General features: G+C 35.0%; 11 protein-coding genes. All 11 read left to right on the top strand.

Annotated elements, in window-relative coordinates; all coding sequences use genetic code 11:
• The first annotated feature begins 268 nt into the window (after window positions 1-268).
• The 11 genes from ACWG0P_RS10545 to ACWG0P_RS10595 all read left to right on the top strand — a co-directional run bounded on the left by ACWG0P_RS10545 (window position 269) and on the right by ACWG0P_RS10595 (window position 12,661).
• Window positions 269-1,411, top strand: coding sequence for an acyl-CoA dehydrogenase (locus ACWG0P_RS10545; RefSeq protein ID WP_455791475.1), 1,143 nt, complete (start codon window positions 269-271; stop codon window positions 1,409-1,411).
• A gap of 22 nt (window positions 1,412-1,433) precedes the next feature.
• A complete protein-coding gene (locus ACWG0P_RS10550; RefSeq protein ID WP_455801688.1) occupies window positions 1,434-2,222 on the top strand; it encodes an electron transfer flavoprotein subunit beta/FixA family protein in 789 nt (262 codons plus the stop codon).
• A 13-nt stretch (window positions 2,223-2,235) separates the two neighbouring features.
• Window positions 2,236-3,258 carry an electron transfer flavoprotein subunit alpha/FixB family protein gene (locus ACWG0P_RS10555; RefSeq protein WP_455801689.1) on the top strand — a complete coding sequence of 341 codons (1,023 nt, stop codon included), beginning with the start codon at window positions 2,236-2,238 and terminating at the stop codon, window positions 3,256-3,258.
• Window positions 3,259-3,324: 66 nt separating this feature from the next.
• Window positions 3,325-4,164 (top strand): 3-hydroxyacyl-CoA dehydrogenase family protein, encoded by an 840-nt coding sequence (locus tag ACWG0P_RS10560; protein WP_455791470.1) that lies wholly within the window; start codon window positions 3,325-3,327, stop codon window positions 4,162-4,164.
• Window positions 4,165-4,245: 81 nt separating this feature from the next.
• The gene (locus tag ACWG0P_RS10565; RefSeq protein ID WP_455791469.1) at window positions 4,246-5,025 is read left to right on the top strand and encodes an enoyl-CoA hydratase-related protein; all 780 of its coding nucleotides are present in this window, start codon (window positions 4,246-4,248) and stop codon (window positions 5,023-5,025) included.
• Between the two features lie 49 nt (window positions 5,026-5,074).
• Window positions 5,075-6,619: an acyl CoA:acetate/3-ketoacid CoA transferase gene (locus tag ACWG0P_RS10570; RefSeq protein WP_455791468.1), complete on the top strand. Its 1,545-nt coding sequence runs from the start codon at window positions 5,075-5,077 to the stop codon at window positions 6,617-6,619.
• Between the two features lie 177 nt (window positions 6,620-6,796).
• Window positions 6,797-8,137, top strand: coding sequence for a polysaccharide deacetylase family protein (locus tag ACWG0P_RS10575; protein ID WP_455801690.1), 1,341 nt, complete (start codon window positions 6,797-6,799; stop codon window positions 8,135-8,137).
• Between the two features lie 104 nt (window positions 8,138-8,241).
• Window positions 8,242-9,285 carry a threonine aldolase family protein gene (locus ACWG0P_RS10580; RefSeq protein ID WP_455801691.1) on the top strand — a complete coding sequence of 348 codons (1,044 nt, stop codon included), beginning with the start codon at window positions 8,242-8,244 and terminating at the stop codon, window positions 9,283-9,285.
• A 1-nt stretch (window position 9,286) separates the two neighbouring features.
• Window positions 9,287-10,069 (top strand): HAD family hydrolase, encoded by a 783-nt coding sequence (locus tag ACWG0P_RS10585; RefSeq protein ID WP_455801692.1) that lies wholly within the window; start codon window positions 9,287-9,289, stop codon window positions 10,067-10,069.
• Window positions 10,070-10,084: 15 nt separating this feature from the next.
• The gene (locus ACWG0P_RS10590; RefSeq protein ID WP_455801693.1) at window positions 10,085-11,323 is read left to right on the top strand and encodes a helix-turn-helix domain-containing protein; all 1,239 of its coding nucleotides are present in this window, start codon (window positions 10,085-10,087) and stop codon (window positions 11,321-11,323) included.
• Between the two features lie 111 nt (window positions 11,324-11,434).
• Window positions 11,435-12,661 (top strand): MFS transporter, encoded by a 1,227-nt coding sequence (locus tag ACWG0P_RS10595; RefSeq protein WP_455801694.1) that lies wholly within the window; start codon window positions 11,435-11,437, stop codon window positions 12,659-12,661.
• Window positions 12,662-12,680 lie beyond the last annotated feature (19 nt).

Genomic DNA, 12,680 nt, shown 5'->3' on the forward strand with positions numbered 1-12,680 from the left:
TTTCAAAGAACAATCTAGGAAATGATAGGAGAAAGAAAATATCATGAGGAGCAATGCAAGAACTATGATTTTATAATGTAAACGCTAACATTTAAGAGAACAAAAAGAACTTGTTAAAATATTAACAATTAAGGTTGACTATGATGTTATTCAGTTATAAAATGGTAAAGGATACAAGGCAATATGATTACTATCCGTTTTCTTAAGATTCCATAAGAGTATACATTTTATGGAACGATGTTCAAAAAAATAGGAGAGGAGAACATTTATGGACTTCATGTTAACAGAACAACAAAAAATGATGAAAAAGCTATTTTCCGAGTTCGCTGAAAAAGAAGTAAAGCCGATCGCGGGAGAAATCGACGAAGAAGAACGTTTCCCAAGAGAAACCGTTGTTAAAATGGTGGATTGCAAAATGTTGGGAATTCCATTCTCAAGAGAATTTGGTGGAGCAGGTGCTGATTACCTGAGCTACATTCTTGCAGTTGAAGAATTAAGTAAAGTTTGTGGTACAACAGGTGTTATTTTATCTGCACATACTTCATTGGGAACTTTCCCAATCGATGCATTCGGTACTCCAGAACAGAAAGCAAAATATATGCCAGACTTATGTACAGGTAAAAAATTAGGGGCTTTCGGTTTAACTGAACCTAATGCAGGTACAGATGCTGCTGGTCAACAAACTACAGCTGTTAAAGATGGTGATGATTACATTATCAATGGATCTAAAATCTTTATTACAAATGCTGGTGAAGCAGATATCTATGTTATCTTTGCAATGACTGATAAATCTCAGGGTACTAGAGGTATTTCTGCATTTATCCTTGAAAAAGGTATGCCAGGATTTACAATTGGTAAACATGAGAAAAAATTAGGAATTCGTGCTTCTGCAACTTGTGAGTTAATCTTTAACAACGTACGTGTTAGCAAAGATCACTTATTAGGTCAAGAAGGTAAAGGATTTAAGATTGCCATGCAAACTCTTGATGGAGGACGTATTGGTATCGCTGCACAGGCTTTAGGTATTGCTCAGGGAGCAATCGATGAAACTGTTGCTTATGTAAAATCTCGTAAACAATTCGGACGTGCAATTGCAAAATTCCAGAATACTGCATTCCAATTAGCAGATATGCAGACAAAGACAGATGCAGCTCGTTTATTGGTATACAATGCCGCTATGGCAAAAGAAAACGGTCAGCCTTATACATACGCTGCTGCAGAAGCAAAATTATTTGCTGCTGAAGTTGCAATGGAAGTTACAACAAAAGCTGTTCAGTTATTAGGTGGATACGGATATACACGTGACTACCCAGTTGAACGTATGATGCGTGACGCTAAGATCACTGAGATCTACGAAGGTACTTCTGAAGTACAACGTATGGTTATTAGTGGTGCAATGTTGAACAAATAATAGAGAAAGGAAACGTTAAATCATGAAAATTATCGTTCTTGTAAAACAGGTTCCGGATTCAACTGAAATCCGTGTAGACAAAGTAACAGGTACTCTTATTCGTGCTGGTGTACCAAGTATCATCAACCCAGATGACTTAGCTGGTGTTGAAGCAGCATTACAGTTAAAAGAAAAAACTGGTGCTACAATTACTATCGTATCTATGGGGCCTCCAATGGCAGCAGATATATTAAAAGAATTATATGCTCGTGGAGTAGATGAATGTATCTTAGTAACAGACCGCGCATTCGCTGGTGCTGATACTTGTGCAACTTCTTCGACTCTTGCAGCTGTATTAAACAAAACAGGTTATGACTTGATTATTGCTGGACGTCAGGCAATTGATGGAGACACTGCTCAGGTAGGTCCACAGACTGCAGAACGTTTAGGAATCCCTCAGGTTACTTATGTAGATGAAATCATTGATATCAATGATAAGATTGTTACAGTTAAAAAATCATTAGAAGACTGTGAAGAAATCTTAGAAGCAAAATTGCCTTGTGTATTAACTACTTTAAGTGGAATGAACAACCCTCGTTATATGAACTGTAACGATATCGTTGACTCTTTCTCTAAAGAAGTTAAAATCATGACATTTGCAGACTTAGGAATTGACGCAAGCCTTGTTGGTTTAGCTGGATCTCCTACAAAAGTACACAGTACATTTACAAAAGATGTTACAGCTGAAACTGAAACATTTACATTACCTGCTGATGAAGCAGCTAAATTAATTGCGAAAACTTTAAAAGAAAAGCAATTAATTACGAAATAGGAGGTAAGCGAACATGGCGAAATTTGAAGGATACAAAGATATTTACGTTTTTGTTGAACAAAAAAACGGTGAAGTTGCAAACGTTGGTTATGAATTGATCAGCGAAGCTAGAAAACTGGTTGCTTCTATTCCTCACATGAACTTCCAGGTTGCTGGTGTTATTTTAGGACACAACATCAAAGACAAAGCAAACGATATCATCAAACATGGTGCTGATAAAGTAATCGTTGTAGATGATGCATTATTAGAAGGTTATTCTACTCAGTTCTATGCTGATGCATTGACACAAGTAATTAACACTTTCAAGCCTGACAGTTTCTTAACAGGAGCAACTGTATTGGGTCGTGACTTAGCTCCACGTGTTGCTGCTCGTTTAAATGCAGGTCTTACTGCAGATGCTACACAGATTGCAATGGATCCTGATAAAACAGACGAAGCTTTATTATTAGTAACTCGTCCTACTTTCGGTGGTAACTTATTTGGTACTATTATTTGTCCAGATACTCGTCCACAAATGGCAACCATTCGTCCAAATGTATTCTCAATGGATCCAGTAGATGAAGCACGTACTGGTGAAGTAGTAGAATTCACACCTGAATTTGCTGATAAAGATGCAAAAGTTGTTTTAAAGAAAGTAATCGAAAAAGTAGTTGAAGGAATTGATATTACAAAATGCGATATCTTAGTAGGAGCTGGCCGTGGTGCTGAAGACTGCTTAGATATGGTAGAAGCTGTTGCTAACGAATTAGGTGGGGCAATGTGTGTAAGTCGTGCTGTTGTTGATGATGGGTTTGCTGATAAAGCAATCCAGGTTGGTCAAACAGGTAAGACTGTACGTCCTAGCCTTTACATCGCATGTGGTATTTCTGGAGCATGTCAGCACGTAGCTGGTATGGAAAAAGCGGATATGATCATTGCGATTAACCGTGATCCACAAGCTGAAATCTTCAACATTGCAAACATGGGATTTGTTGGTGATGTAAAAGAAGTACTTCCAGCATTAAAAGCAGAAATCATCGCTGTTAAAAAAGCATAATTAGGTTTTATAACAAGAAGGGAATCTTTCCTTCTTGTTTCTAATAACATAAAGGAGAACTTAAACATGAAAAAAGTTGGTGTAATCGGCGCAGGAACAATGGGCCAAGGTATTGCAAACGCATTTGCTTCAAACGGTTACGATGTAACAGTATGTGACATCAAACTTGAATGGGCACAAGGTGGTATTGACAAAATTGCAGGTAAATTAGATAAATTAGTTGCAAGAGAAAAAATGACTGCTGATGCAGCAAACGCTGTAAAAGCAAACTTGAAAGCTGGAGAATACAAAGACTTAGCTGACTGCGATTTAGTAGTAGAAGCAGTTCTTGAAAAAATGGAAGTGAAAAAAGAATTATTCACTGCATTGGATGAAATCTGTAAAGATTCTTGTATCTTTGGTTCTAACACGTCTTCTCTTTCTATTACAGAAATTGCAACTGGAATCAAACACAATGTAATTGGTATGCATTTCTTCAACCCAGCAGATCGTATGAAACTAGTAGAAGTAATCTCTGGTATCAACACTCCAGTTGAAACTAAAAATGCAATCATTGAAATCTCTAACTCTTTAGGAAAAACTCCAGTAGAAGTTGCTGAAGGTCCAGGATTCGTTGTAAACCGTATCCTTATTCCTATGATCAACGAAGCTGCTTGTATTCTTCAAGAAGGAATCGCTTCTGTTGAAGACATCGATACTGCTATGAAACTAGGTGCTAACCATCCAATGGGACCTTTAGCATTAGGTGATTTAGTTGGTTTAGATATCGTTGAAGCAATCATGGATGTACTTTACAATGAAACAGGTGACACAAAATATCGCTGCTGTACTTTAATTAGAAAAATGGTACGTGGTAAGAAATTAGGTCAGAAAACTGGCGTAGGATTCTACGACTACTCTAAATAATTAAACAAAACATACGTGAATCTATAATTGCCATCCATGGAAATTGTGGGTTCACGCTTTTAAAAGGAGAGGAAAACTAACATGGAAACTATTTTATTAACTACTGAAGGACATGTTGCTACTATCACAATCAACCGTCCACAAGCTTTAAACGCATTAAGTACTTTGGTATTAACTGAATTAAATCAGGCATTAGATGAAGTAAATGCAAACAATGATGTATATGCAGTTGTAATTACAGGTGCAGGAGAAAAATCATTCGTAGCTGGTGCTGATATTGCTGAAATGAAAGACAAAGATGTAAAGGCTGCTGCTGAATACGGAGAATTTGGAAATGCAGTATTGCGTAAAATTGAAACATTCCGTTGTCCAGTTATCGCTGCAATCAATGGATTTGCACTTGGTGGTGGATGTGAACTAGCAATGAGCTGTGATATTCGTGTTGCAAGTGAAAATGCTGTATTCGGTCAACCTGAAGTTGGTTTGGGTATCACTCCAGGATTTGGTGGAACACAACGTCTTGCTCGTTTAGTTGGTGCAGGAATTGCAAAAGAAATGATTTTTGGTGCTCGTAACATTAAAGCGGATCGTGCTTATGCTATCGGTTTGGTAAATAGTGTTGTAGCTAGTGAAGAATTGATGCCTACAGTTATGAAAATGGCAAATGGTATTGCTAAAAATGCTCCAATTGCTGTTGCTTATTCTAAAAAAGCAATCAATGAAGGTTTACAAACAGATATCGATGGTGGTATTGCAGTAGAAGTAAGAGAATTCTCTAATTGTTTCGCTACTGAAGACCAAACTTATGGTATGACTTGCTTCCTTGAAAAAGCAAAAGAAAAGACATTCTCAAACAAATAGGATACTATAAAGGAAATATACGAATATAGTATAAAGGAGGTAAATCGTTATGGGTAAAGTAATGAGTCTTGAACAAGCAGTTTCTATGATACCAGATAACGCTACTGTTGGTGTTGGTGGTTTTATTGGATGTGGACATCCTCAAGAATTTTCAGTAGGAATTGAAGAATCATTCCTTAAGAGTGGTCATCCTAATAATATGACTATTATGTTTTCTGCGGGAATTGGTGATGGAACTGATAATCTAGGGTTGAATAAGCTTGGTCATGAAGGTCTATTGAAAAGAATTATAGGAGGTCATTGGGGTTTGATTCCAAAACTTCAAAGACTAGTATTTGAAAATAAGGTAGAAGGTTATAATCTTCCACTTGGGACAATTTCATTAATGTTCCGTGATATTGCGGGACATCGCGCAGGAACGTTTACCAAAATTGGCTTAAAAACATTTGTTGACCCTCGTTTAGAAGGGGCAAAGATGAACGAACGTTCAAAAGATGATTTAATTGAATTGGTAACCATTGATAATGAAGAATGGTTACGTTATAAACCGTTCCCAGTGAATGTTGCACTTATCCGCGCAACATATTGTGATGAAAATGGAAATGCAACAATGGAGAAAGAAGCAGCTACATTGGATTCTTTATCCATTGCACAAGCAGCAAAAAACTCTGGTGGTATCGTATTACTACAGGTTGAAAAAGTTGTGAAAAACGGTACCTTAGATCCTAGAATGGTAAAAATTCCAGGAATCTATGTAGATGGTATTGTTGTTTCTCGTCCAGAGAATCATATGCAAACATATGCTGAACAATACAATCCTGCACTAAGTGGAGAAGTGAAAGTACCTGTGAACTCTATTGAACCAATGAAATTGAGTGAGCGTAAGGTAATTTGTCGCCGTGCAGCAATGGAATTAAATCCAGAAGCTATTATCAATCTTGGTATTGGTATGCCAGAGGGAATAGCTAATGTCGCTAATGAAGAAGGATTGCCTGGTCTTAAACTAACGGTTGAGGCAGGTGGAATCGGTGGAGTTCCTATGGCTGGAACTGCATTTGGTACATGTACAAATCCTGATGTAATTATCGATCAACCATATCAGTTTGACTTCTATGATGGAGGAGGACTTGGTCAGGCATTTTTAGGATTAGCAGAGTGTGACAAAGATGGAAATATCAATGTAAGTCGCTTTGGACCTAAAATCGCTGGATGTGGAGGATTCATTAATATAACACAAACTGCACCTGTTGTTGTATATTGTGGTACATTTACTGCGAGCGGATTGAAAATTGCATTTGAAGATGGAAAACTGCAAATTTTACAAGAAGGTAAAATTAAAAAATTCAAAAATGAAGTTGAACAAATTACATTCTCAGCAGAATTTGCGACTGATACAGGACAGAAAGTGCTATATGTTACAGAACGTGCTGTATTTGAATTGATTGAAGGGAAATTAACCTTGGTAGAAGTTGCACCTGGTATTGACCTTGAAAAAGATGTATTAGCTCATATGGAATTTAAACCAGCAATTTCTAAGGATTTAAAATTGATGGACGAACGTCTATTTAGACCAGAAACTATGGGGTTAAAATAAAATCGAAGTAGGAATCGAAAGATTCCTACTTTTTTTTGGAAAGAATGAAAGATTATAAATACAGGGGACTATAGAATGAAAACTTCTATTATTAAGATATCTTAAGGTAACTTTTCTTGTTAATTATTACAAAACTTGTAATAATTAAGGTATACTATTTATAGAGATGGAGGAACTATGGTAAAAGGAAAAAGAAAGAATAAAATTCGTTACAAAAGATTAGCGCTGGTCATTGTGGTTTCTATCCTGCTAATCAGTGTATTAGGAGTCGGGATAGCTATGCTTCTCAATAATGATCCATATGCTAAATATGATGTGTATGAAGAAAGCAATAAACGTGCAGGAACTATGGAACATTATACGAAAACGGAAGATGATCAATATCACCATTCATTTTATTATCCAAAGTTTGAGGATGAAGCTTTAAATAAAATTATTGCATCATATAAGGATAAGAATTTGACTTATAAGGATTCGAAAGGAATGTATTATACTAATGTAGATTACAGTAGTGATGAAGTGTTTGAACAATATATTACATTATCCTTTCACAAAACAGTTAAAAATGAAGAGGAAAAAGTTTTACAGGAAAGTTGGGAGTATATAAACTACGATAAGAAAGCAAAGAAAGTCCTGACTGTAAATGATGTATTAAGGCGTGAATATATAACGATGATGAAGAAAAATCATGGTGAAATAGCAGTAGATAGTATAAAGATGAGTAACCTCAATCAATTTCTAATCGGGAAGGAAGAAATCGTGTTCCACATAGATGGAAAAAAATTGCCTATTAAGTACAACGATTATGCAAAGTATATCAAACTTAAAAATAGTAAAATTGATTCTTTGTACCAACAAGAAACAATCGTTACAAAGCAACAAAAAGTAGATCCAAGTAAGCCTATGATTGCTTTTACATTTGATGATGGACCTCATGCGACAAATACAGATGCAATTATGAAGGAATTTGAAAAGTATGGAGGAAGTGCAACCTTCTTTATGCTTGGTAAAAATGCAGCTACATATCCAGACATGGTGAAACAAATATATGAAAGAGGCTTTGAATTAGGGAATCATTCATGGGACCATTCTATGCGAATAGCTGCAAATAAAAAAGATTTTATGAACAAGGATGAAGTTATTGATGAAATATACAACACCCAAGATGCAATTTATAAAGTCTGTGGTGAAGAACCTTCATACTTTCGTCCTCCATATGGATCTTTAAATCAAAATGTACGTGATGTATCTACGTTAGATTTTGCATTATGGAATGTAGATACAAACGATTGGAGAAGTCGTGATGCCAATGTAATAAGCCAAAACATTATGAAGGATGTAAAAGATGGCGCAGTAATACTATTGCATGATATCTATGATTCCTCTGCTGATGCAATAAAAAAAGCCTTACCTCAATTACATGAACAAGGATATCAATTTGTGTCGTTATCTACTTTGATGCAACATAAGGGAGATTCACTTTTGAATGAAAATGCTGTTATTAAAATGCAAAACTAACATCTGTGTTGATGTTAGTTTTTTTAGACTTATTTCTGCTCTATTCCTTCATAGCATTTTATTTATATTTGCGCTATAATTAAAGCCATATGGAGGAATCGATTATGAAGTATAGTTTTAGTAATGATTATAGCGAAGGTGCACATCCAAGTATTATGAGTGCGTTACAAGAGAGTAATTTAATACAATCTGTGGGGTATGGATTGGATGAATATTGTGAGATGGCAAAAAAAAGCATTCAGAAAGAATTAGAATGCGAAAACTGCGATATACATTTTTTAGTAGGAGGAACACAAGCGAATACAACGATTATTGCATCTGCGTTGCGTCCTTTTGAATGCGTTATTTCTGCGGATAGTGGGCATATCAATGTTCACGAAACAGGAGCAATTGAAGCTACTGGACATAAGGTAGTTATTGCAGATAGTTTGCATGGAAAGTTAACAATAGAAGGTATTCGTAAGGCTGTCTGTCTTCATGAAGATGAACACATGGTAAAGCCTTCTATGGTGTATATATCTAATGCTACAGAAGTAGGTACCATTTATACAAAAGAAGAATTAAAGAACATTCATGAAGTGTGCAAAGAATTAGGTCTTTATGTGTTCATGGATGGAGCACGTCTAGGTGTTGCACTTTGTAGTGAAGATAACGATGTATGTATGAGCGATTTATGTACCTATTGTGATGTATTCTACATTGGTGGTACAAAGAATGGTGCTATGTTTGGAGAAGCGGTTGTTATTGTGAATGATAAGCTAAAAGAGAATTTCCGTTATATGATAAAACAACATGGTGGAATGTTAGCAAAGGGAAGATTGTTAGGAATACAATTTCACGCTTTGTTTCAAAATAATTTATACTACGATTTAGCAAAACATGCGAATGAAATGGCACAACAGATAAAAGATACAATGAAGTCTTGTGGTATAAAGTTTTTTATGGAATCTACTACGAATCAATTATTTCCGATACTTCCTAATACATTGATTGAAGCACTTGAAAAAGATTATCTATTTCAAAATTGGTGCACGATTGATGATACATCTAGAGCGGTTCGTTTTGTGACTTCATGGGCAACGAGTAAAGAAGCCGTTGATGTATTCTGTGAGGATTTTAAAAAGTGCATTTGTAGTGAGGGTGTATAGCATGGAAAAGAAGTATTTCTTTTTTGATATTGATGGAACTTTAACAGATGGAAAGAGTTTTATGGGAGGAATACCTCAATCTACAAAAGACGCAATACAGGAATTAAAGAAGAATGGTCATGAAGTAGCAATCGCAACTGGTAGACCTTATGTTGCCGCAAAAGTATTCGCAAAGGATGCAGGAATTGAAAATGTTGTATGCAATGGTGGATATACATGTGTACTTAATGGAGAAATCATTGCTAATAAGGGAATGGAACTTAAAGATTGTCATCATTTGATGCAGGAATGTTTAGATAAAGATATACCTTTTTTAGTAGCTTATCAGGATGATTTTGTATTCTATACACATAACGATACATTCTTCACAGTTGTAAATAGAGATGAATTTCATACGGATGTAAAAGTAATAGATAATTTTGACTATTTTGCATGTCCAGAAATATTTCGTATGATGATTGCGATTGATCGAGGATATGAAGATAAAATTGAACATTATGGCTCTTTGGTTCCTTCTCGTTATCATGATCATTATGTTATTGTTGAACCCGATGATAAATATGAGGGTGTTTTGCAAATGGTGAAAGCATTAAAAGGGAATGAGAAAGATATTGTTGTCTTTGGTGATGGCATGAATGATGTTACTATGTTTCAAAGTGCTCCTATTTCAATTGCGATGGGAAATGGAGTAGATACACTAAAAGAATTGGCAGACTTTGTTACAAAGAGAAGTGATGAAGATGGTATTGTCTTTGCTTTAAAACATTTTGGTTGGATTACGTAGAGGAGGAATGCTTTAGTGGATAATATCACGGGATTTCTAATTCGTTATGCGCGTTTGCAACAAAATATTTCTCAAGAAGGATTGTGCAAAGGGATATGCGTTGTTTCCTACTTAAGCAAAATTGAACAGGGTAAAGTAAATGCTAGTGAAGAGGTTATTGCTCCTTTATTTGAACGATTGGGATTAACGTATTTTTCAGATCAAGCATTTATTGAAAACTATAAGAAAACTATCAAACGTTTTTTTCATAACTATTTTCTTCAAGAAGATTACGAAGCAGAACTTCAAGATATACGTTCTGTAGCAGATGTGTTAATGGGAAGTCAACTTGTGATTGATCTTCACTTAGTGGAGTTGTACGCTAAGGATTGGGAACATTACACTGAGGAACATGTCGCATTGTTTGAAAAATTAGAAAAGTTTGAATCTTATATGAATGATGATCAATTGTTTTTATATTACCTTAGTGTAGATTTAAAAGGAAATACAAAAGAAGCAATCAATGCTTTAAAGAAAGCAGGGAATATAAAGAATTGTAGTGTACAAAAATTATGGTTAGGGCAGGCAAATTATTTTATGGGAGATAACGCAGAAGCTAATGTATACTTCCAACAAGCATATCACCTTGCTAGTGAAGAAGGTAATGCAGTATGTATGTTAGATAGTGCACTCTTTTTAGGGAATAGCTATTCAAATACACATGATGATGCGTTGATGCGGAAGCACTATAAACAATGTGAAATGTTGGCTCATAGCTTAAAACGTGAGGATATTTTACCCGCATTATATTATAATATAGGAAGTTCCCTTTTACAGTGGGGAAGGATTGAAGAAGCAGAAGAGTACCTTTTATTAAGTGTTCAAAATGAAGGTGATTCTCCTAGCCTTCCAATGTTTTTGAATTATCAAAAGCTTGCGATCCTATATAAAGATTTAGAGAATAAAAAAGAGATGATAAAATATCTTGAATTAGCGGACGAAGAGGCAAAAATATGTAAAGATCGTTTGCTAGTGAAAATGCATGAATTTGTACATTTATATTGTGCTGATGAAAGAGTGTATGACGATGCTTATTTGAACTTGCTCATACAATTAACAAAGCCTTCTTATAAAGATGAATTTGGTGTTGTTACGATCGGTTATGGATATCGTATCTTTCATGCTACTTATTTATTTGATGCTTATCAGAAAATGAGGCGTTATAAAGAAGCACTACAAGTAAAAGAATCCTTAGGTTTATACAAGTTTTCTTGAAAAAGAATAAAATATTTCATTTACCTTATATAATGAGTTAATATTTTCTCAAATATAGGGTATTTTTTATACTTGTGCAATAGATTATAATATATGTATGAGGTAGAAAATATGAAAAAAACACTTTGGACATTTGATTTTACAGTAATTACGATAGGGACAATTATTAGTGCCATTGGGAGTGTTGCGATGAGTTTTGCACTATCGTTAGTCGTTTTTGATGAAACACAATCTACATGGTTAACGGGTGTGTTTACGGCAGTATCGTTTATTCCATCGGTTATAATTCCATTGTTAGTGGCACCATATGTGGATAAACATAATCGCAAACATCTGATTGTTCGTTTGGATATGTTATCCGGAATACTCTATTTGATATTTACAATATATTTATTAAATAATGATTTCTCCTATTATATGTATCTATTATTCACCGTATTAATTGGTTCTATTGGGGCGATTTATAACTTAGCTTATAGTTCTCTATATCCAGAACTTATCCCACAGGGATTTGCACAGAAAGGATATTCTATTTCTTCTGTTATCTATCCATCCGTTGTGGCATTTGTAACACCCATTGCATCTTTTATGTATATTTCTTTTGGTATAGTAAGCGTATGTTTATTAGAAGGGATTTTATTATTGGGTGCTTCGTTTTTTGAACATTTGATACGTTACCAAGAACATCGTGATAGTACAGAAGATACATATACATTAAAGACATACAAGGAAGATATTTTTGAAGGCTTAGGGTATTTGAAAAAAGAAAAAGGAATACGAAATATATATAGCTATATGGCTGTTTCCAATGGGAGTGCACAAGGGATTTCACTTATGATGCAAGCATTCTTTCAATCGTCCACAATTTTTACAGTAACTATGTATGCATTCTTATCAACTGCTGAGATGGCTGGACGTATATGTGGATCCATCTTTCATTATTTTGTTAAGATTCCAGCAAAAAGACGTTTTGATATTGCGGCTAGTGTCTATGTAAGTTATGAAGCATTGGATATGATGTTGTTGTTTATTGCTTATCCATTAATGATTGTCAATCGATTTACTGCGGGCTTCCTTGGTATCAATAGCTTAAATATACGAGAGGCTAGTACACAGAATTATATACCATCTAATATGAGGGCACGTGTCAACGCATTCTTCTCTGTAATCGTAGCTTTTTGTACATTAGGCGCAAGACTATTAGCAGGATTGTTAGGTGAAGTGTTTCCATTTGCATATGTATGTTTGTTCTTCGCATCACTATCTATGATTGCAGTACTTTTTATTGTGATACGAAATCGAAATACAATCAAACCAATTTTCAATCAAGATATCTAATCCTATAGCCTTGAAATAA

This window comes from Amedibacillus sp. YH-ame6 (assembly GCF_053848845.1).